We start from the raw sequence: 21,400 nt of genomic DNA, 5'->3' as shown, positions 1-21,400 counted from the left end.
AATCCTTATTGATGCACGGCGAGCTGGTAAGCCGTGTATTTACGAATGTTGATCACGCCGGTGTCGAAGATCAGGTATTGGCCCTTGATCCCCAGCAGCGTGCCTTCGGCAATCGGGTTCTTGTCCAGGTTGAAGCTGACGATTTTCGCCGGGTATTGCTCGACGGGATAGCGGATCTCCAGCGGTTCGACATCGGCAATTGTCTGAATCGCCTGCAGGCCGAACCGCTCTTGCAAGCCTCGCAGGCCTTCGGCGCAGCTTTCGAACAATTGATCGCGCACCTGCGCCAGATCCACCGCCGCTGCATCGCCCTTGAGCAGTGCGCGCCAATTGGTCTTGTCCGCCACCTGACTGCGGAACAGGTCTTCGACAAACCCCGATTGCTGGCGGGTGGACACGCGCATGACCGGCAAGGCCTGACTCGCGCCCTGATCGAGCCAGCGCGTCGGCAACTGCGTGGCACGGGTGATGCCGACCTTGATCCCCGACGAGTTGGCCAGGTAGACCACGTGGTCGGTCATGCAGAACTGCTGGCCCCACACCGGATCGCGGCAAGTGCCGGCGTCGAAGTGGCAGCGCTCCGGGCTCATGATGCACAGCTCGCACTGCGCCAGTTTGGTCATGCACGGGTAGCAATAACCCTGACTGAAACTGGTTTTGGTTCTGCGCCCGCAATGGGTGCAATGGATTGCTCCCAGGAACTCCAGACGCAGCGTGCTGCCGATCAACGGATTGACTGGCACCTCGACGTCATCCAGACGAAACGCGTACTGCACGTTCGGCCCGTCCAGGCGCGCCGACATTTTGCTGATTGCACCGCGGCCAATCTCGATCAATGGATGGCATCCGACTTGAACAGGATGTTCGGCACTTCGATCGACTTCGACGCACACTCTTGCGGGCCCATGTAGCCAGTGCGCTGGTCTTCCGGCAGGTTCTGGATTTCCCAGGCGATCATCGCCTGCAACGACAGCTCGCGCTGCTCGGCAGTGAGCTTGTTGCCGTCGGACCATTTGCCGATTTCCACGGCCAGTTTCAGGCTCTCGTAGATGTCCGGGGTGATGTTGTTGATCATGTCGTTGAAAGAGGACATCAGGGTCTCCGCGCTCTTTACTGAAACAAAAATGTTAGACGGCCAGTTTACGGCGGTTATACAAACCGCCCAACAAACCGGTGAAGCATCCGATGAGTAACCCGCTGACATGCGCAGCATTGGCGATCTGGCCGAAACCGATCAGCGAGATCAACCCGGACATGCACACCACCAGCCAGATCAGCATCATCGCCAGCACGCCGCGCGGCAAACGATAAGCCGGGCTCGGCGCCAGCAGCTGGAAGATCCAGCAATGCCCGAGCAAGCCGTAAAGCACGCCCGACAGACCGCCGAACAGGGTCGGGCCGCTCCAGACGAACTGCGCGTAGCTGGACACCAGACTGAACAGCAGCGTCAGGCCGATCAGGTTGATGCTGCCCTGGCGCGACTCGATGCGCCGCCCCAGCTCCCAGTACCACATGCCGTTCATCGCCAGATGGAGGATGCCGAAGTGGATCAGCATCGGTGTGACCAGCCGCCACCACTGGCCTGCCGCCAGACTGTCGGCCAGCGGCGTGAAGTGGATGTACTCGCCGATCACGCGGAAATCGAGGAAAGTCAGCCAGCGCAGCGTTTCGAGGTTCTCACCGAGAAAGGTCAGGCCGCCGACGATCAGGCTCAACAGCAGGATGAACCCGGTGGCTTTGGCGTGTTTCAGTTGTTCGGCGAAGCTCGGGCGCTTGAAGGTCTGGCCCACAGGAATATCCAGTTGCTGATCCGGGTCGCCGGCCGGGAAGCGCTCGTACAGCGAACGCACGTCCTCGCTGATTTCCTCCGGCGCCCACAGCACCTGCTCGCCCGCCTCTTCACTGACCCGATGGGGCACCTGCATGCGTTGCAGCAATTTGACGAAACCGCTCAAGTCCACCGCCAGTGGCAGACGCAATACCGCTACCGCACTCATTGCAGCACCTCCGGCCGCTCGACATCGACCCAGACGAATTTATGCGGATCCAGGCGGGTTTCCTGATCCAGACGATAGGCCACCAGTTTGCCGTAGAGCACGGCGCTGTAATCCAGGCAGGCAAGGTTCGGGCGGATCGGCGCCGGTTTGCCGCTGCGCCAGTAGTGGCCGACGAACAGCAAGGGCTCGTCGACGCCGTAGCGCAGCAAAGAATTCTTTTCGGTTGAAGTCAGCGGCGTCTGCGCAACAGGTTCTGGCAACGCGTCGGGTTGAAACACGATGTCACCGTAGGTTTTCGGGTCGTCTTCCCAGAATTTGGTGCGAAAGAACGAACGCACCAGACCGTCGCCGCTGGTCATGGTCAAGCCGCCCGGCAGGCGCATGTCGGTGCCGCGCAGCAAGCGGTCGAATACGGTGCAGGCGAAGCTGCCGGGAACGGCCGAGGCCTGAAGGAAGTGCTCGTCGACGCAGCCATTGGGGAACAGCGCGCGCAGCGGCTCGATCAGCCCAACATCCCAGCAGGCGTGGACGACGCGGAAACGACCGGCATCGACGAACAGCGGCAGTTCATAGAACCATTGCTGGAAGTCATGCCAGTCGCCGGGATGGTTTTCGAATTGAGTCAGGGTCTCCTGCAGCAGCCGTGCATGGCGCTTGGTGTGTTCGCGCACGAACTGCTTGCCGCTGCCCGGTGGCGCCGGGGTAACCCAGCCGAGTGCGTTGAATTCGTGGTTGCCCATGATGCACAGGGCCTGCCCCGCCTCGACCATGTCGTGGACGATGTGCAGCGCCTCGCGAATACGCGGGCCACGGTCGATGATGTCGCCGACGAACACCGCCATGCGTGACGGATGACGCCAGACCCCGCCCTGCTTGTGATAACCGAGACGGTCCAGCAAGTGTTCGAGGGTCAAGGCGCATCCGTGCACGTCACCGATCAGGTCGTAACTGCGCGCGGGATCGAGCATCAGTCGCCTCCGCCCCCCAACTTGCTGCCCCAGCCAAGCTTGGTGCGGCACACCTCGTAGTAATTGTGATCGAGCGGATGAATCAGGCGCAGTTTCTGCGCCTTCTTGCTCACGGTGATGGTGTCGCCCGGTGCGCAGGTGAAATGGTTCTGGCCGTCGCAGGAGACCTGCGGGTAGATCTGCATATCTTTGGACACGACGATTTTCAGCTCACTGTTGCCATCGACCACGATCGGCCTTCCCGACAAGGTATGGGGGTACATCGGCACAATCACAATAGCGTCAAGCTTGGGATGCATGATCGGCCCGCCGGCAGATAAAGCGTAGGCAGTGGAGCCGGTCGGTGTGGCGACGATCAGGCCGTCGGCCTTCTGGCTGCAGACGAACTGGCCGTCGATGTACAACTCGAACTCGATCATCCGCGTCGATTTGCCCGGGTGCAGCACCACATCGTTGAGCGCATCGCCCTGCCCTATAGCCTCGCCATGGCGGCGCACCTCGGCTTGCAGGAGGAAGCGGTTTTCCACCAGATAGTGGCCGTCGAGCACCTCGGCGACCTTGATTTCCAGCTCGTCCGGGCGGATATCGGTGAGGAAGCCGAGGCTGCCACGGTTGATGCCCAGCACCGGAATATTGTGCTTGGCCAGCGCCCGTGCGGCGCCGAGCAGGCTGCCGTCACCGCCAACGACGATGACCATGTCGCAGACTTCGCCGAGCATCTTGCGCGACGAGGTTTGCAGGCCATGGCCCGGCAGGACTTCAGCGATGGTGTCTTCGAGGATCACATGCAGGTGACGGTCGAGCAGAAAGCGTTTCAGTCGGCGGACGGTATCCAGCACCTGGGAACTGCCCAGGCGACCGATGATGCCGATATTACGAAATTGCTCCATGGGACCTCTGCGGACAATCGAAAACGCGAAAACCCGATTATGGGCGAAAGCGCCAGATAGACAAAATCCTTTCAGCCTCAAGGGTGGGCTCAGGTTTAAGGCTATGCTCGCAAGATGATCCTCTTTCCAGACCTGTTGCAATTGCCCCATCAATTACGCCATCCCGAAGTGCGGGACCTGGCGTGGGTGATCCTCGCGCCGCCGATGCTCGCCGACACGCCGTGGCCACAGCGCCATCCGCTGGCCGGCAGCGACTGGGTGCACGACCCGCAGCGTCTCGAACACTGGCTGCGCGGACTCGACCGCGACAGTTACGGCCTGCTGCAATGGCTGTCACAGGCGCGGACCCGGCGCCTGGGCCTGTATTACGAACGCTTGTGGCAGTTCGCCGTGGAGCAGGCGCCGGGCATCGAACTGATCGCCGCCAACCTGCCGATTCGCCGCGCCGGGCACACCCTCGGCGAACTCGACATGTTGCTGCGTGACCGCGACGGCGTGCATCACCTGGAACTGGCGATCAAGCTCTACCTTGGCCCGCAAGATGGCGATGGCCGCGATCCGGCGCAGTGGTTGGGCCCGGGTTGCCATGACCGGCTGGATCGCAAACTGGCGCACCTGGCCGAGCATCAACTACCGATCTCGGCGCGCGCGGAAAGCCGCGAAGTACTCGCGGCGCTGGATATCGAAACGTTCAGCGCGCAGCTGTGGCTGGGCGGTTATCTGCTGTATCCGTGGCCGGGGCAGGCCGACTCGCCCAACGGCGCCCATCCGCAACATCTGCGTGGCAGTTGGCTGCATCAGAAGGACTGGCCGGCGTTTGTCGCCCAACGTCCTCCCGGGCGCTGGCAACCCCTGCCCCGCCACGCCTGGCTGGCCCCGGCGCATTATCCGGCGGATCAGGTCTGGGCGGATGAGCATCTGCGTGTGTGGCTGGAGGATTTGCCGGCGCTGGCACCGGCGCAGTTGATGGTGCGCCTGACCGAAAATACCGAGGGCGAATGGGAAGAGGCGGAGCGGTTGTTTCTGGTGGCGGATCTTTGGCCGAATGTGCCGGGCCAGGTTTGAAAGATCGCAGCCTTCGGCAGCTCCTGGATTTGGGATGCGTACTCCCTGTAGGAGCTGCCGAAGGCTGCGATCTTTTGATCTTGCTTTTAAAAAGACAATCGCACCGCCAAAGCCGCCAACGTCACCACCAACACCGGCACCGTCAGCACAATCCCCACCCTGAAGTAATACCCCCAGCCAACGTGAATGCCCTTGCGCTCCAGCACGTGCAGCCACAACAAGGTCGCCAGACTGCCGATCGGAGTGATCTTCGGCCCCAGGTCGCTGCCAATCACGTTGGCGTAGATCATCGCTTCCTTGATCACCCCGCTGGCCTGACTGGCGTCAATCGACAGCAGACCGATCAGCACGGTCGGCAAGTTGTTCATGATCGACGACAGCAACGCCGTCAGCACTCCCGTGCCAAGCGCCGCCCCCCACACGCCATGACCGGCGAAAATGTCCAGCCAACCGGCGAGATAACTGGTGAGCCCGGCGTTGCGCAGGCCGTACACCACCAGGTACATGCCCAGCGAGAAAATCACGATCTGCCACGGTGCTTCTTTCATCACTTTGCGCGTGGAAATCTTGTGGCCACGGGCGGCGATACCCAGCAGCAGCGCGGCGCACACCGCCGAAATCGCGCTGATCGGAATGCCCAGCGGTTCGAGGGCGAAGCAGCCGATCAACAGGATCACCAGCACCGCCCAGCCGGCATAGAACGTCGCCTTGTCGTGGATTGCGGTGTGCGGGTTTTCCAGTTGTTCTGGATCGTACGCAGCCGGGATGTCGTGCCGGAAAAACCACAGCAACATGCCCAACGTTGCCGCAACGCTGACAAAGTTGACCGGCACCATTACCGCGGCGTAGCGATTGAAGCCGATGTGAAAGAAATCTGCGGACACGATGTTGACCAGGTTCGACACCACCAGCGGCAAGCTCGCCGTGTCGGCAATAAACCCCGCGCCCATGACAAAGGCCAGCGTCGCCGCCGGGGTAAAGCGCAGCGCCAGCAGCATTGAAATCACGATGGGCGTGAGAATCAGCGCCGCGCCGTCGTTGGCGAACAGCGCCGACACCAGCGCACCGAGCAGCACCATGAAAGCAAACAATTTGCGTCCACTGCCCCGCCCCCACCGCGCCACATGCAGCGCCGCCCAATTGAAGAAGCCAGCCTCGTCGAGCAACAGGCTGATGATGATAAGCGCGACGAAGGTGCCGGTCGCGTTCCAGATGATCTGCCAGACCAGCGGGATATCCGTGAGGTGGACGACCCCGAAGATCAACGCCAGCACGGCGCCCAACGTAGCACTCCAGCCGACGCCGAGCCCTTTGGGTTGCCAGATGACGAGGGTGATGGTCAGCAGGAAAATCAGTGACGCAGCGAGCATTCGCAGAAGCCTTCAAAGATCAAAAATGGAATGAACAACAAATGTGGGAGCGGGCTTGCTCGCGAATGCGCCGTGTCAAACAAAGAATTGGTGTCTGACACGGCGCATTCGCGAGCAAGCCCGCTCCCACAGTTGTTTTGTGTACGCGGTTATTTCTTGTGTTGCTCGACGAACTGGCCGTACGCATTGATGAATTTCTGCAGAAAAGGCTTCACCGTTTCGCTCAGCTTGCCCGCTTCGTCAAACGCGTTGCCCGCGCCGCCCAGATAGGCTTCCGGCTGTTGCAGGCAGTGAATATCGAGAAAAACAAAAGTCTGACGCAGGTGCTGGTTAGCGCCGAAGCCACCGATGGCGCCTGGCGATACGCTGATCACTGCACCAGGTTTGCCGCTCCAAGCGCTCTGGCCATACGGCCGCGAACCGACGTCGATGGCGTTCTTCAACGGTGCGGGGATCGAGCGGTTGTACTCGGGGGTGACAAACAGCACCGCGTCGGATGACGCCACTTTCTGACGGAAAGTGCTGTAGGCTGCGGGCGGTGTATCACCATCGATGTCTTCGTTGTAGAGAGGCAGATCGCCGATTTCGACAATCTCAAGTTTCAGGTTCGCCGGGGCCAGTTCAGCCAGTGCCAGTGCGATCTTGCGATTGATCGATGCTTTGCGCAGGCTACCGACCACTACAGCGACGTTGTAGACATTGCTCATGGAAGACTCTCGATGGTCTGTGGGAAGAGTCGCTAGTTATAGATGATCTGTTGGCGATTTCACCAGCGATCATTGGTTTTTCCTGCACGAATAATATTTTTTGATTGTAGGAAAACTTACCGAGCTTGGTGGCGGTCTACAAAGCCGCAAATCAAGCGTTTTATCTCCAGAGGTTCTAAGCAGATGGCAGCAGTACTCGTCGGTCAGTTTCATGCAAGAGATGCGGAAGGCCGCGTTTATTCCGTGCATGAATTCCAGGAATCGAACCCGTCTGCAGACGGCTTCACCGGCTCGGAGCCCGTCACCACCTACAAATTGGCCATTGGTGACCGCATCAATAAGGTCAGCGAAAACGAATACCTGCTGGTGCAGTCGGGTATTACGTTGATTCGCGAGCCTGAGCCGATCGCTGCGCAATAACCCGGCGTGATGAGCAGCAGTCATGTACGCAGAGTTGGGGTAGGATTCAGCACCGCCCTCACCTGCTGAACATGGACTTCACGCATGCGTTTACGCCACATCGAAGTGATTCAGGCGCTCTTGCAGACCGGTCACCTGGGCACCGCCGCCGAATGGCTGCAGTTGCCGGTGACCGAGGTCGAGGAGCGTTTGCGCGAAGCCGAAAGCCAGTTGGGGTTCATGCTCTTTGCCAGCGTCCGCGGACGCCTGCAATCGACACCCGAAGCGCGCGCCTTGCAGGTAGAAATCGCGCACATCTATGAGGCGCTGGAGCCACTGCAGCGTCTGGCCAGCAGCCTGAAACAATACCTCGCCCCGCCCTTGCGCATCATCGCTACCCCGCCGCTGGCCCAGCATCTGTTGCCCCACAGCCTGGCGGCCCTGCGCCGACGCTTGCCGGATGCACCGTGCAGCCTGCTCAGCGCATCGACTCGCGACATCATCCGCAGCCTGTTGCTGCGCGAAAGCGATCTGGGCCTGAGCCTGCACGATCCCGAACACCCCGACATCCACTGTCAGCCGCTCGCACAAGGCAAGCTGCAATTGCTTGCGCCGCACGGCTGGCTGCAGCCGAAACAGAAATACATTTCCCTACAGGATCTCGCCGGTCAGGCAATGGTGGGTCTCGAAGGTCAGGATCCGCTGAGCCCGGCACTGGAAAACAAACTCCAGGCCTTGCGCCCGGCACCAAGCATTCAGACCCGCGTACAGACCCATCAGATGATGCGCAGCATGGTCGAGGCCGGCGAAGGCCTGGCCATCGTCGACCCCTTCACCGCGTTGGGCGCCCGCGCCGGTGGGCTGGACGTCTGCCCGCTATCCCCCGCGGTGCCGATCAGCCTCTACGCCCTGACCTTCAAACATGCTGCGCCAGCGGCGGCGATTCAGGCACTGCTGGCCATCGTCACGGAACAAGCCGAGGCGATGTTGTCGAACTGAGTGGTTTTTCCAGCGGATTGTCAAACAGGCGATACCAGAACAAGGCGACTTCGGCGGTGTGCGCATCAATGCCGCGATAGCGCAACTGGTCGATGCCGCCAACCACATAACCGCAACGTTCATATAGCCGACAGGCGCCAAGGTTGTTGTTCTGGGTTTCGAGCATGATGCCCGGCAGCTTTTTCTTGCGGCTCCAGAATTGCGCTACATCAAGCAATGCCTTGGCCACCCCGTGCCGGCGGGCCGGCGCATGTACCGCCAGTTCATCGATGTGGGCAAAGCCGTTCCAGTTGGTGCTGATCACCAAATGGCCAACCGGCTCGTCGTCAAGGTACGCCATGAAAATCGCGCTGTCGGGCGCGTTATGAAAGGCGCTGAACTCCTCTGGATCAATGCCATAGCACTTGCGGTACGGCACGATCGGCGTCACCGGCCATTGCTCGACCGGTTTGCCGATCACGGCAGCGCCGTAGGCGGTGACCTCGAAACTGAAGTCGCTGCCCCAGATATACGGCGCAAAACCTTCGTCGGCGACCCGCACCGACAACCCTGGGTATTTCGGATTCATGACCGGTTGCATACTGGGAAAAGTCCTCATTCCTTGACGCAATCGACGCTGGCAGCGGCGTCGACCTTGATGTCGCGATGGGTGATCACCAGCGTAAATTTCAACTCGTTATACATGAGGCTCAGTGTCCTGAGGCGGCAGGTTTGCACCTGACCAGTGCACTCAGGGTAGTGGGTTGCGGCGCATGTGGCGAGGGTGGCAACTTGGCTTCATGTCGCCAAACGCAAAAAATCGCAGCGTCCCGCGACCCTTACTTTGCAATGCAATACCCGTAGGAGCTGCCGAAGGCTGCGATCTTTTGAACTTTCAGGCCTGCGCATCAGCCTCGGCAATCTGCGTCCACAATGCCGGTGCTCCCGCCGACTTGGCGATGATTTCCAGCCGCACCAGATGCGCCGCCAGTTCTTCTTCGGTCGCACGGATTATGCGTGCTGGCTGGCGATCGACCGGCAGACGACGAATTTCCGTGGCTGAGTTATCCGCACCCTCGCCCGTGCCATTGCCGTCGGACGCATTGCCGGCCAGCGACAGGCTGGTCTGGCCGCCAGTCATGGTCAGGTAAACGTCGGCGAGGATTTCCGAGTCGAGCAAGGCGCCGTGCAATTCACGGCCGGAGTTGTCGACGCCGTAACGTTTGCACAACGCATCGAGGCTGTTGCGCTGACCCGGGTGACGTTCCCGGGCCATCATCAGGGTATCGAGGATCGAGCAATGCTGGGTGATGTCAGCGCGATCGTGCTGACCCATCAAGGCAAATTCGTTGTTGATGAAACCAACGTCGAACGCCGCGTTGTGGATGATCAGCTGCGCGCCTTTGATGAACTCGAAGAACTCGTCGGCGACTTCAGCGAAGCGCGGCTTGCCGACGAGGAATTCGTTGGTGATGCCGTGCACACCGATCGCCCCCTCATCGCTCTCGCGATCCGGTTGCAGATAAACGTGAAAGTGGCGGCCCGTCAGGCGCCGACCGATCAGTTCGACACAACCGATTTCAATGATCCGGTGACCATCGGTCACCGGCATGCCGGTGGTTTCGGTATCGAGTACAACGGATCTGGTAGCCATCAGTGCTCAGCTCTCAACGGGTCAATCGTGCAAAAGCGCGGATGTTAACACGCTCGGCGGGGTGTTTCAGTCGGACCGTGGTGCCCCCTTCGCGAGCAAGCCCGCTCCCACACTGGATCGTGTTCACAATACGCATCCAATGTGGGAGCGGGCTTGCTCGCGAAGGGCGCGCCTCGGTACCGCAGAAGGAATTCAGGACTGTTTGTACCCTCGAACCTCATCCACCCCACGGTTAGCCAACTGGTCGGCCCGCTCGTTGCCGTGATGGCCAATATGCCCGCGCACCCATTTCCAGGTGACTTTGTGGCGATTGACCTGCTCGTCCAGCTCTTTCCACAGATCGGCGTTTTTCACCGGTTCTTTCGCGGCAGTCTTCCAGCCGCGCTTTTTCCAGTTGGCCATCCACTCGTTGATGCCTTTCATCACGTATTGCGAGTCGGTCACCAGCAGCACTTCGCAGGGGCGCTTGAGTGCTTCAAGGCCGCGGATCGCGCCGAGCAGTTCCATACGATTATTGGTGGTATTGGCTTCGCCGCCCCACAGTTCCTTTTCGACGCCCTTGCACACCAGCAGCGCGCCCCAGCCGCCGGGGCCTGGGTTGCCCTTGCAGGCGCCGTCGGTGAACAATTCTACGGTGTCGACGCTTTCCACGCTTTCGCTCATGCCAGTCTTTCCAGAAAAATGCCTGTCCTGCCAATCACGGATCGACAATGACCGCGGCCGGGACAGGCCCGGCTACTGATAAAAGAGGGTTTTACGGTTCGATGCGGCGGCGATTGACCTTGGCCATCGGCAGCGGAATCAGCTTGCCCATCGGCTCACGGCGCTCCTGGCGCAACGGCCTGAGGCCCACCACAATCTTGCGCGCCACCAATAGATAGAAGCCGCCGCCGGACAATTGCCAGTCACCGGCCTTGCGTTCCCAGCCGGCCAGGCGGTTCTGCCACTTGGGCGACGCGAGCGGCGGACGATAGCACCCGAAGCGGCGTTTCTCCAGCGCGAAGCCCAGCAGATTGAGCCAGTCGGCGACCCGCGACGGCGAGATGCAGCGCGCCTTGCGCAAGGCATCATTGGCGAAAAAATGCCGCAGCCCCCAAGTGCTCCAGGGATTGATGCCGATGATCAGCAGATGCCCGCCGGGGCGCACGCTGCTCGCCGCTTCACGCAGCAAACCGTGGGGAGACAGGCAGAAATCCAGACCGTGTTGCATCACCACTACATCGGCGGCGTGCTCGCTCAACGGCCAGGCCTGCTCTTCGCAAACGATCTCAACCCCGGGCAACGGCGCACCGAGGCGCACGTTACGCTGCACCTGCGGCGCAGACGGCGGCGTTTCGGCGGACGGGCCGTAATGCACCAGGTAACCGCCGAAGAAGCGCCCGAGCTCGTCGTCGAGCATGCGCCGCTCTTCATCCAGCAGAAATTGCCCGAGCGGCCCCGACAGCCATTCGCGGGCAGCGCTGATCAATGCCAGCCAGTCGGGATCGGCCTGAGCGAACGCTTTATCGGTCATGTCATTCTCCAACGCGCCAGGAACTACTAAGATGCGCCAATGTTTTCCGCTTGGCGAATTCCGACGATGATACAGATCAGTGCCCTGCCCGCGTTCACCGACAACTACATCTGGTTGTTACAGGACCACCAGACCCAGCGCTGCGCGGTGGTCGACCCGGGCGACGCCGCCCCGGTACAGGCGTGGCTTGACGCCCATCCGGGCTGGGTGCTCAGCGATATTCTGATCACCCACCATCATCATGACCACGTCGGCGGCGTCGAGCGCCTGAAAGCGGCGACCGGCGCCAAAGTCTACGGCCCGGCCAGCGAAAACATCCCGGCGCGCGACGTAGCTTTGAAGGACAACGACAGCGTCAGCGTGCTCGGCTGGGACTTCGCGGTCTACGCGGTACCCGGTCACACGTTGGGGCACATTGCCTATTACCACCATGGCCTGCTGTTTTGCGGCGACACGCTGTTTGCGGCCGGTTGCGGCCGGCTGTTCGAAGGCACGCCCGAACAGATGTATCACTCGCTCAGCCGTCTCGCGGCCCTGCCGGAAGATACGCTTATCTACTGCACCCACGAATACACCTTGAGCAATCTGAAGTTTGCCGCCGCGGTCGAGCCGGGTAATCCGCACGTTGCCGCCCGTCTGGACAAGGTCAACCAACAACGGCAGAACGGCGTGATGACCCTGCCGTCGACTCTGGCACTGGAAAAGCTGACCAATCCGTTTTTACGCACTTCTGAAACATTGGTTACACAAAAAGTGGACGAACGGGAAGGCGCTCAAAACCGGGCGCCGAGTGAGGTTTTTGCGGCTCTGCGGACATGGAAAGACACGTTCTGACTAACCTGTTGAGCGGCGCGAAAATTCTCAATGGTTGACCGCAGGGGGTGCGCTTTCTAGAATCGCCCGACATTTTTGCCCGGAACTTACTTCCAGCCAATGTCGTCATCCATACGTAAGTCCGTCAACTCAGATGCTTTGACCCGCCTGGCGCAAGCCATTGCGGTGGCTGTGTCCGCCACGCTGGCGGGCTGTTCCAGCCATGCTCCGCAGACTGAAGCGACGCACACGCCGAACATTGCTGCGCGAGCCAAGCAGAAGCCGATCTGGCTGACCGAGAAGCCCACGCCCGTGGCGCCCCAGGACATCTGGGAGCGCATGCGCCAGGGCTTCCAGCTGCAGGAAGGCCTTGGCGTCAATCCGCGCATCGAGCAACAACGCCTGTGGTTCGCCAGTAACCCCTCTTTTCTGGAGAATGCCGGCGAACGCGGCAGCCTCTACATTCATTACATCGTCGAACGCCTCGAAGAACGCAACATGCCGCTGGAGCTGGCCCTGCTGCCGGTGATCGAGAGCGCCTACAACCCGATGGCCTATTCGCGCGCCGATGCCGTGGGCCTGTGGCAATTCATTCCGTCTACCGGGCGTTACTTCAACCTGCGCCAGACGCGTTTCTACGATGGCCGTCGCGACATCACCGCCTCGACCACCGCAGCGATGGATTACCTCACGCGTTTGCACGACATGTTCAACGGTGACTGGCTGCTGGCTCTGGCGGCCTACAATGCCGGTGAAGGCACGGTCAGCCGGGCAATCGAGCGCAACGAAAAGCTTGGCCTGCCCACCGACTACTGGAACCTGCCGCTGCCGGCGGAAACCCAGGCGTACGTGCCGAAACTGCTGGCGCTGTCGCAAGTGGTGCTGGCGCCGGAAGCGTACGGAGTCAACCTCAACCCGATCGCCAATGAACCGTACTTCCAGGTCGTCGAAATCAACCAGCGCATGGACCTGTCCAAGGTCGCTGCAGTGGCCAACATTGACGAAGACGAACTGTTCCAGCTCAACCCGGCCTTCAAACAGCGCACCACCATCGACGGCCCGCAGCATTTGCTGGTGCCAACGTCCAAGGCGCAACTGCTCACCGCCAGTCTGCAGACCATGCGCCCGGACGAACTGATCAGCCCCCGCTCGCTGAAACCGGTGTTCGAAGGCGCCGATCCGTCGGAAGTGGCGCAGCTCAAACGTGCTTATCGGGTCAAGCGTGGCGACAACCTCGGCTCCATCGCCAAGGCCAACAAGGTCGAAGTCAAGGATCTGCAGCGCTGGAACAAGCTGACCGGCAAGAACCTCAAGGTCGGCCAGACTCTGGTCATGCAGGACAACACCAAGCGTGCCCCGGCGCGCAAGTCCGGCCGGGTCAACACCGTGGTCGCGGCGAATACCAAGACCAAAGGCAAGAACGAAAGCAAGCAGCAGACCCAGTACAAGGTCAAGCGCGGCGACACACTGTACGTGGTGGCCAAGCGTTTCAACGTCGAGATGCAACATCTCAAGCGCTGGAACCCGGGTGCGGGCAAGGCACTCAAGCCTGGGCAAATGCTCACGGTTTACCAGCCGCATTGATTTGAAATCAAAAGATCGCAGCCTTCGGCAGCACCTACATCGATCCCTGTAGGAGCTGCCGAAGGCTGCGATCTTTTTTTTGCATTAACCCGGCATTAACCCGCATCTTTTTCCTGTCCAGACAAGCTGTTACTGTACGGCCCACAAAGCCCAAGCCGCTGGATCGGATCTGACTTGAAGCGTGCCCTCCTCCTGCTCCTGATCAGCCTGGCCTTGAGCTCTACCGCAAGCGCGACGATTACCGAAAGTCATGGTTATGCGCAGTTCGGCACGCTCAAGTACCCGGCCAGATTTACCCACTTCGACTGGGTCAACCCGCAAGCGCCCAAGGGCGGTACGTTGCGGGTGATGGCGTTCGGCACCTTCGATACGGTCAATCCGTACACTTTCAAGGGCACCAGCCCGGTCACCACAGCGAACTTCCTCCAGTACGGCATCAACGAACTGAACGAGCCGCTCATGGTTGGCACCGGGCAGTATTCGCCGTCCGGCGACGAGCCGGCCTCAAGTTACGGTTTGATCGCACAATCGGTGGAATACAGCGAGGATCGCAGCTGGGTGGTGTTCAATCTGCGGCCTGAAGCGCGGTTTCACGATGGCGCGCCGATCACCGCGTATGACGTCGCGTTCTCCTATCGCCTGCTGCTCAAGGAAGGTCATCCGCTGTATCGCACGGCCCTGCAGGAAGTGCTGCGAGTCGACATCCTCAGCAAGCAGCGCATCCGGTTCGTGCTCAAGCGCTCGGGCAACCCGCTCCTGATCCTGCGCCTCGGTGAACTGCCAGTGTTGCCGCAGCATTACTGGAAGGACCGCGACTTCAAAGCCACCACCTTCGAGCCGCCGCTGGGCAGCGGGCCGTACCGCATCACGTCAGTCACGCCGGGACGGCAGTTGATCTTCGAACGGGTCAAGGATTACTGGGGCAAAGACCTGGCGGTCAATCGCGGCAAGTACAATTTCGATCGCATGGAAGTCGAGTTCTACCGCGACAGCGATGTGGCCTTCGAAGCGTTCAAGGCCGGTGAGTTCGACATCTACATCGAGCATCAGGCGAAGAACTGGGTCAACGGTTACAACTTCCCTGCCGTACGTCGTGGCGAGGTGATCAAGGCGCAGATCCCGCACCAGATCCCGACCCAGACGCAAGGCCTGTTCATGAATACCCGCCGTGCGACGTTCGCCGATGTCAGAACGCGCGAAGCGCTGGGCCTGATGTTCGACTTCGAATGGACCAACCGCGCGCTGTTCAGCGACGCCTACAAGCGCACGACCAGCTATTACCCCAACAGCGAATTCACTGCGTCCGGCCTGCCGGTCGGGCACGAATGGCTGATGCTCAAGCCATACAAGGATCAGCTCCCGGCCAGGCTGTTCACCGAGCCGTTCACCCTGCCGCAAACCGATGGCCGTGGCATTCCGCGCGAAACCATGCGCAAGGCCCTCGCCTTGCTCGCTGAGGCCGGCTGGAAACTCCACGGCCAGCGTCTGCAAAACAATGATGGCCAACCGTTGCGCTTCGAATTGCTGCTGGTCAATCCAAACCTGGAGCGCCTCTATCAGCCGTACATCGAGAACCTCAACAGCATCGGCATCGACGCGCGCCTGCGCACAGTCGATCGCGCCCAGTACAAACAGCGCCTCGATCAGTTCGATTTCGACATGATCTCGATGACACTTGGCCAGACCTTGAGCCCGGGCCTTGAGCAGTGGCAGTACTTCCACTCCAGCCAGGTGAACGTCAAGGGCAGCAAGAATTACGCGGGCATCGCCAACCCGGTGGTCGATCACCTGCTCGAACAACTGCTCGCGGCGCGAACCCGCGACGAGCAGGTCGCCGCTGGCAAGGCACTCGACCGCGTGCTGCTCTGGCAGCACTACAGCGTTCCCAACTGGTACCTCAATTATCACCGTCTGGCCTACCGCAACCGGTTGGCCTTTGTCACCACGCCGCCTTACACCTTGGGCCTGAGCGCGTGGTGGCTGAAGTCTTCGGAGAAAGATCGATGAACCCTGTTCGCATCCTGCTCGTGCAGGCCAGCGGCTTGCTGTTCGCCGGGCTGGCGTGGGCCGCCCCGCAACACGCCGTGACCCTATACAACGAGCCGCCGAAATACCCGGCCGATTTCAAGCATTTCGACTACGTGAACCCCGATGCGCCCAAGGGCGGCGTGTTCCGTCAGGCCGGTTTCGGCGGCTTTGACAGCCTCAACCCGTTCATCAACAAAGGCGTACCCGCCGATGACATCGGGCAGATCTACGACACCCTGACCAAACACAGCCTCGACGAGCCGTTCACCGAATACGGCCTGGTCGCCAGCAAGATCGAGAAAGCCGACGACAACAGCTGGGTACGCTTCTACCTGCGCCCCGAAGCGCGGTTCCATGACGGCCACCCCGTGCGCGCCGAAGACGTGGTGTTCAGCTTCGAGACGCTGACCAAGGAAGGCTCGCCGATGTTTCGCGGCTATTACAACGATGTCGCCGAAGCCATCGCCGAAGACCCGCTGAAAGTGCTGTTCAAGTTCAAGCACAGCAACAACCGCGAGCTGCCGCTGATCCTCGGCCAGTTGCCGGTCTTGCCGAAACACTGGTGGGCCAGTCGTGACTTCAATAAAGGCAATCTGGAAATCCCGCTGGGTAGCGGCCCGTACAAGGTTACCCAAGTGAAGGCCGGGCGCTCGGTGCGCTACGAGCGGGTCAAGGATTACTGGGGCAAGGATTTGCCGGTCAACCGTGGCTTTTACAACTTCGACACGATGACCACCGATTACTACCGCGACAACACCGTCGCCCTCGAAGCGCTGAAGGCCGGGCAGTTCGATTACTGGCTGGAGATGACCGCCAAAAACTGGGCCAGCGCTTATAACGTTCCGGCGGTCACCGAGGGCCGCTTGGTCAAGGAACTGATCGCCAACAGCAACCCGACCGGCATGCAGGGTTTCGTCTTCAACCTGCGCCGCCCGGTATTTCAGGACGTGCGCGTGCGTCAGGCGCTCGGGCTGCTGTTCGATTTCGAATGGACCAACAAGCAACTGTTCAACGGCGCCTACGTGCGCACCCGCAGTTATTTCGAAAACTCGGAAATGGCCGCCACCGGCCTGCCCGATGCCGATCAGCGGACCATTCTCGAGCCGTTCCGCAGCAAACTGCCGGCTCAGGTATTCAGCGAAGCCTTTGAAAATCCGAAGACCGACGCCAGCGGCATGATCCGCACCCAGCAGCGCGAGGCGTATCAACTGCTGCAAGAAGCCGGCTGGAAGATTGTCGATGACAAAATGGTCGATGCCACGGGCAAACCGGTGGTGATCGAGTTCTTGCTCGCGCAGACCGAATTCGAACGGGTGCTGCTACCGTTCAAGCGCAACCTCAGCGATCTGGGCATCGACCTGGTGATCCGCCGCGTCGACGTCTCTCAGTACATCAACCGCGTGCGTTCGCGGGACTTCGACATGATGGTCGGCAGCTTTCCCCAGTCCAACTCGCCGGGCAACGAGCAACGCGAATACTGGATGAGCGCTGCCGCCGACAAACCGAGCAGCCGCAACAGCATGGGCCTGAAAGACCCGACCGTTGATCAACTGGTGGAAAGCCTGATCAACGCCGACTCGCGCAAAAGTCTGGTGGCCCACGCCCGCGCGCTGGATCGCGTACTGCAATGGGGCTACTACGTGGTGCCGAACTGGCACATCAAGAGCTGGCGCGTAGCCTACTGGAACCACATCGGTCACCCGAAAACTTCGCCCAAGTACGACATCGGCATCAATACCTGGTGGGTCAAGCCTGACGCCAAACCTGCTGCAGAAGTCGAAACCCAACTGCTAGCCGACCCTGCGGGCACGGAGTAATCAGATGCTGGCGTATATCTTTCGGCGACTGCTGCTGATCATCCCGACCCTGTTCGGCATTCTGCTGATCAACTTCGTGATCATCCAGGCCGCGCCCGGCGGGCCGGTGGAACAGATGATCGCCAAGCTCGAAGGCTTCGAAGGCGCCACCAGCCGGATTGCCGGCGGCGGCGCCGAAGTGGCCGTGGCCGGCTCGTCGTATCGCGGCGCGCAGGGGCTGGACCCAGCGCTGATCAAGGAAATCGAGCACATGTACGGGTTCGACAAATCGGCCCCGGAACGTCTGTGGATCATGGTCAAGAACTACGCGCAGCTGGATTTCGGCGACAGCTTCTTCCGCGACGCCAAGGTCATCGATCTGATCAAGGAAAAGATGCCCGTATCGATTTCGCTGGGGCTCTGGAGCACGCTGATCATGTACCTGGTGTCGATCCCGCTGGGGATTGCCAAGGCCACCCGGCACGGCAGCCACTTCGACGTGTGGACCAGTTCGGCAATCATCATCGGTTACGCGATTCCGGCGTTTCTGTTTGCGATCCTGCTGATCGTGGTGTTTGCCGGTGGCAGCTATCTGGACTGGTTCCCCCTCCGTGGCCTGACCTCGAACAACTTCGATGAACTGAGTCTGGGCGGCAAGATCCTCGATTATTTCTGGCACCTGGCATTGCCGGTAACGGCATTGGTGATCGGCAACTTCGCGACCATGACCTTGCTGACGAAAAACAGCTTTCTCGATGAGATCAACAAACAGTATGTGGTCACTGCCAAGGCCAAGGGCCTGACCCGTCATCGCGTGCTTTACGGGCACGTTTTCCGTAACGCCATGCTGCTGGTGATTGCCGGTTTCCCTTCGGCGTTCATCGGCATTTTTTTCACCGGCTCGTTGCTGGTGGAAGTGATCTTCTCTCTCGATGGCCTTGGCCTGATGAGTTTCGAGGCGGCGATCAACCGCGACTACCCGGTGGTGTTCGGCACGCTGTTCATCTTCACCCTGCTCGGGCTGGTGGTGAAGCTGATCGGCGACCTCACCTACACCTTTGTCGATCCGCGCATCGACTTCGCAAGCCGGGAGCATTGAGATGAACCTGTCCCCTCTCAACCGCCGCCGCTTCGAACTGTTCAAGGCCAACAAGCGTGGCTGGTGGTCGCTGTGGCTGTTTCTGATCCTGTTCGGACTAAGCCTCGGCGCCGAACTGATCGCCAACGACAAGCCGCTGGCGGTGCATTACGACAACAACTGGTATTTCCCGGCGATCAAGCGTTACCCGGAAACCACCTTCGGCGGCGAATTCCCGCTGGAAGCCAACTACAAGAGCCCGTACATCCGCGAACTGCTCAAGGCCAAGGATGCCTGGGTGTTGTGGGCACCGATCCCCTACAGCTACCAGAGCATCAATTACGACCTGAAAGTCCCGGCACCGGCACCGCCCTCGGCGGACAACCTGCTGGGCACCGACGATCAGGGCCGCGATGTGCTGGCGCGGGTGATTTACGGCTTCCGCATTTCGGTGCTGTTTGCGCTGACGTTGACCGTGCTGAGTTCGATCATCGGTGTAATTGCCGGGGCGCTTCAGGGCTTTTATGGCGGCTGGGTCGATCTGGCCGGGCAGCGTTTTCTCGAAATCTGGTCGGGGCTGCCGGTGCTGTATCTGCTGATCATTCTGGCCAGTTTCGTCCAGCCGAATTTCTGGTGGTTGCTGGGGATCATGCTGCTGTTTTCGTGGATGAGCCTGGTCGACGTGGTGCGCGCCGAGTTTCTGCGCGGGCGCAACCTTGAATACGTGCGGGCCGCCAGAGCGCTGGGCATGCAGAACGGCGCGATCATGTTCCGCCACATCCTGCCCAACGCCATGGTTTCGACCATGACCTTCATGCCGTTCATCCTCACCGGCGCCATCGGCACCCTCACCGCGCTGGATTTCCTCGGCTTCGGCTTGCCGGCCGGCAGTCCGTCGCTGGGTGAACTGGTCGCGCAGGGCAAATCCAACCTGCAGGCGCCGTGGCTGGGCATGAGCGCGTTCGCAGTGCTGGCGTTGATGCTGAGCCTGCTGGTGTTTATCGGCGAGTCCGCTCGCGATGCCTTCGACCCGAGGAAGTGAAATGAATCAGGACAATCTGATCGAAGTGCGCGACCTCGCCGTCGAGTTCGGTGTCGGCGAGCGGGTGCATCGTGTGGTCGAGGGCGTGAGCTTCGACATCAAGCGCGGCGAGACGCTGGCACTGGTCGGCGAATCCGGCTCGGGCAAATCAGTGACTGCGCATTCGATCCTGCGGCTGCTGCCCTACCCCATGGCGCGGCATCCGGCGGGCAGCATCAATTACGCCGGACAGAACCTGCTGGATTTGAGCGAAAAGACCATCCGTCATATTCGCGGCAACCGCATCGCGATGATTTTTCAGGAGCCGATGACCTCGCTCAATCCACTGCACTCGATCGAGAAGCAGATCAACGAGGTGCTCGGCATCCACAAGGGCCTGAGCGGCAAAGTGGCGACCAAGCGCACTTTGGAGCTGCTGGAGATGGTCGGCATCCCCGAGCCGCACAAGCGCCTCAAGGCCCTGCCCCATGAATTGTCCGGCGGCCAGCGCCAGCGGGTGATGATTGCCATGGCCCTGGCCAACGAGCCGGAGTTGCTGATTGCCGACGAACCGACCACCGCGCTGGACGTGACCGTTCAGCTGAAAATCCTCGATTTGCTCAAGGATCTTCAGGCTCGATTGGGCATGTCGCTGTTACTGATCAGTCACGATTTGAACCTGGTGCGAAGAATTGCGCATCGCGTATGTGTCATGCAGCGCGGTTGCATCGTCGAACAGGCATCGTGCGCAGAGCTGTTCCGTTCGCCGCAGCATCCGTACACTCGGGAATTGCTCGGCGCGGAGCCCAGCGGCGGCCCGGCGAGCAATAAAGTCGGTGCGCCGCTGCTCGAAGTCGAGGACCTGAAAGTCTGGTTCCCGATCAAGAAAGGCCTGCTCAAGCGCACGGTGGATTACCTCAAGGCAGTGGACGGTATCAATTTCAGCCTGCCTCAGGGGCAGACCCTGGGGATCGTCGGCGAAAGCGGTTCCGGCAAATCCACCCTTGGTCTGGCGATTTTGCGGCTGATCGGCAGCAAAGGCGCGATCCGCTTTGAAGGCAAACAGCTAGACTGCCTGACGCAGAGCGAGGTTCGCCCGTTGCGGCGGGAGATGCAGGTGGTGTTTCAGGACCCGTTTGGCAGCCTGAGCCCGCGCATGTGCGTCAATGACATCGTTGGCGAAGGCCTGCGGATACACAAGATGGGCACCGCGACCGAGCAGGAAGCGGCAATCATCGCAGCATTGAAGGAGGTAGGTCTGGATCCGGAAACCCGGCACCGCTACCCCCATGAATTTTCCGGTGGGCAACGGCAACGAATCGCCATTGCCCGGGCTTTGGTGCTCAAACCGGCGCTGATCCTGCTGGACGAGCCGACCTCGGCGCTCGACCGGACGGTGCAGCGGCAAGTGGTGGAGCTGTTGCGTTCACTGCAAGCCAAGTACAACCTGACGTATTTGTTCATCAGCCATGACCTGGCTGTCGTCAAAGCGCTGAGCACCAGCTGATGGTGGTCAAGCATGGCCAAGTGGTCGAACAG

Annotated in this window: 20 protein-coding genes and 1 pseudogene; 10 read left to right on the top strand and 11 right to left on the bottom strand. The window is 60.6% G+C overall.

The window, feature by feature from the left end:
- Positions 1–5: 5 nt before the first annotated feature.
- The 5 genes from ACIGDJ_RS13805 to ACIGDJ_RS13785 are packed head-to-tail and all read right to left on the bottom strand — an operon-like array spanning position 6 to position 3,855.
- Positions 6–836 carry a DUF2797 domain-containing protein gene (locus tag ACIGDJ_RS13805; RefSeq protein WP_397478912.1) on the bottom strand — a complete coding sequence of 277 codons (831 nt, stop codon included), beginning with the start codon at positions 834–836 and terminating at the stop codon, positions 6–8.
- On the bottom strand, positions 833–1,093 hold the full coding sequence (locus ACIGDJ_RS13800) for a YeaC family protein (protein ID WP_016774215.1): 261 nt from the start codon (positions 1,091–1,093) through the stop codon (positions 833–835). Before ACIGDJ_RS13800 ends, ACIGDJ_RS13805 begins: the two co-directional genes overlap by 4 nt.
- A 34-nt stretch (positions 1,094–1,127) precedes the next feature.
- Positions 1,128–1,997 (bottom strand): rhomboid family intramembrane serine protease, encoded by an 870-nt coding sequence (locus tag ACIGDJ_RS13795; protein ID WP_397478913.1) that lies wholly within the window; start codon positions 1,995–1,997, stop codon positions 1,128–1,130.
- Positions 1,994–2,965, bottom strand: a complete 972-nt coding sequence (locus ACIGDJ_RS13790) for a metallophosphoesterase (RefSeq protein ID WP_101159044.1) — start codon at positions 2,963–2,965, stop codon at positions 1,994–1,996. The genes ACIGDJ_RS13795 and ACIGDJ_RS13790 overlap by 4 nt, the downstream gene beginning before the upstream one ends.
- Positions 2,965–3,855, bottom strand: a complete 891-nt coding sequence (locus ACIGDJ_RS13785) for an NAD(+) kinase (RefSeq protein WP_016774212.1) — start codon at positions 3,853–3,855, stop codon at positions 2,965–2,967. The genes ACIGDJ_RS13790 and ACIGDJ_RS13785 overlap by 1 nt, the downstream gene beginning before the upstream one ends.
- Before the next feature lie 114 nt (positions 3,856–3,969).
- Between ACIGDJ_RS13785 and ACIGDJ_RS13780 the strand changes: the two genes are divergently transcribed.
- Entirely contained in the window at positions 3,970–4,920 is a 951-nt protein-coding gene (locus tag ACIGDJ_RS13780; RefSeq protein ID WP_397478914.1) for a DUF1853 family protein, read from the top strand.
- A gap of 86 nt (positions 4,921–5,006) precedes the next feature.
- On the opposite strand, the gene ACIGDJ_RS13775 is transcribed toward ACIGDJ_RS13780, so the two are convergent.
- Complete coding sequence (locus tag ACIGDJ_RS13775) at positions 5,007–6,290, bottom strand: arsenic transporter (RefSeq protein ID WP_397478915.1); 1,284 nt, start codon at positions 6,288–6,290, stop codon at positions 5,007–5,009.
- A 149-nt stretch (positions 6,291–6,439) separates the two neighbouring features.
- Positions 6,440–6,997 carry an NADPH-dependent FMN reductase gene (locus ACIGDJ_RS13770; protein ID WP_101159047.1) on the bottom strand — a complete coding sequence of 186 codons (558 nt, stop codon included), beginning with the start codon at positions 6,995–6,997 and terminating at the stop codon, positions 6,440–6,442.
- 183 nt (positions 6,998–7,180) lie between these two features.
- Between ACIGDJ_RS13770 and ACIGDJ_RS13765 the strand changes: the two genes are divergently transcribed.
- Entirely contained in the window at positions 7,181–7,417 is a 237-nt protein-coding gene (locus ACIGDJ_RS13765; RefSeq protein WP_101159048.1) for a hypothetical protein, read from the top strand.
- An 84-nt stretch (positions 7,418–7,501) separates the two neighbouring features.
- Complete coding sequence (locus ACIGDJ_RS13760) at positions 7,502–8,395, top strand: LysR family transcriptional regulator (protein WP_101159049.1); 894 nt, start codon at positions 7,502–7,504, stop codon at positions 8,393–8,395.
- Here the strand turns inward: ACIGDJ_RS13760 and ACIGDJ_RS13755 are convergent.
- The 4 genes from ACIGDJ_RS13755 to ACIGDJ_RS13740 all read right to left on the bottom strand — a co-directional run bounded on the left by ACIGDJ_RS13755 (position 8,361) and on the right by ACIGDJ_RS13740 (position 11,541).
- On the bottom strand, positions 8,361–8,975 hold the full coding sequence (locus tag ACIGDJ_RS13755; protein ID WP_101159050.1) for a GNAT family N-acetyltransferase: 615 nt from the start codon (positions 8,973–8,975) through the stop codon (positions 8,361–8,363). The two genes, ACIGDJ_RS13760 and ACIGDJ_RS13755, sit on opposite strands and share 35 nt — an antisense overlap.
- Positions 8,976–9,269: 294 nt before the next feature.
- Positions 9,270–10,028 carry a DNA polymerase III subunit epsilon gene (gene dnaQ, locus ACIGDJ_RS13750; RefSeq protein WP_313002714.1) on the bottom strand — a complete coding sequence of 253 codons (759 nt, stop codon included), beginning with the start codon at positions 10,026–10,028 and terminating at the stop codon, positions 9,270–9,272.
- Positions 10,029–10,220: 192 nt separating this feature from the next.
- Complete coding sequence (rnhA, locus tag ACIGDJ_RS13745; protein WP_007910572.1) at positions 10,221–10,691, bottom strand: ribonuclease HI; 471 nt, start codon at positions 10,689–10,691, stop codon at positions 10,221–10,223.
- 91 nt (positions 10,692–10,782) lie between these two features.
- The gene (locus ACIGDJ_RS13740; RefSeq protein WP_101159053.1) at positions 10,783–11,541 is read right to left on the bottom strand and encodes a class I SAM-dependent methyltransferase; all 759 of its coding nucleotides are present in this window, start codon (positions 11,539–11,541) and stop codon (positions 10,783–10,785) included.
- A gap of 66 nt (positions 11,542–11,607) precedes the next feature.
- On the opposite strand from ACIGDJ_RS13740, the gene gloB reads away from it, so the two are divergent.
- The 7 genes and pseudogenes from gloB to ACIGDJ_RS13705 all read left to right on the top strand — a co-directional run.
- On the top strand, positions 11,608–12,375 hold the full coding sequence (gloB, locus tag ACIGDJ_RS13735) for a hydroxyacylglutathione hydrolase (protein WP_397478916.1): 768 nt from the start codon (positions 11,608–11,610) through the stop codon (positions 12,373–12,375).
- 99 nt (positions 12,376–12,474) lie between these two features.
- Positions 12,475–13,938: a transglycosylase SLT domain-containing protein gene (locus ACIGDJ_RS13730; RefSeq protein WP_101159054.1), complete on the top strand. Its 1,464-nt coding sequence runs from the start codon at positions 12,475–12,477 to the stop codon at positions 13,936–13,938.
- Between the two features lie 174 nt (positions 13,939–14,112).
- A complete protein-coding gene (locus ACIGDJ_RS13725; RefSeq protein WP_397478917.1) occupies positions 14,113–15,945 on the top strand; it encodes an extracellular solute-binding protein in 1,833 nt (610 codons plus the stop codon).
- The gene (locus tag ACIGDJ_RS13720; protein ID WP_101159056.1) at positions 15,942–17,783 is read left to right on the top strand and encodes an extracellular solute-binding protein; all 1,842 of its coding nucleotides are present in this window, start codon (positions 15,942–15,944) and stop codon (positions 17,781–17,783) included. The genes ACIGDJ_RS13725 and ACIGDJ_RS13720 overlap by 4 nt, the downstream gene beginning before the upstream one ends.
- Positions 17,784–17,787: 4 nt before the next feature.
- Complete coding sequence (locus ACIGDJ_RS13715; protein ID WP_101159057.1) at positions 17,788–18,861, top strand: microcin C ABC transporter permease YejB; 1,074 nt, start codon at positions 17,788–17,790, stop codon at positions 18,859–18,861.
- Between the two features lies 1 nt (position 18,862).
- Complete coding sequence (locus ACIGDJ_RS13710; protein ID WP_277758229.1) at positions 18,863–19,882, top strand: ABC transporter permease; 1,020 nt, start codon at positions 18,863–18,865, stop codon at positions 19,880–19,882.
- 1 nt (position 19,883) lies between these two features.
- Positions 19,884–21,400, top strand: a pseudogene (locus ACIGDJ_RS13705) (ABC transporter ATP-binding protein); the annotation flags it as partial.

Source organism: Pseudomonas sp. NPDC079367 (assembly GCF_044542195.1).
Lineage (GTDB): Bacteria > Pseudomonadota > Gammaproteobacteria > Pseudomonadales > Pseudomonadaceae > Aquipseudomonas.
This window is presented reverse-complemented; position numbering and strand designations above follow the sequence as displayed.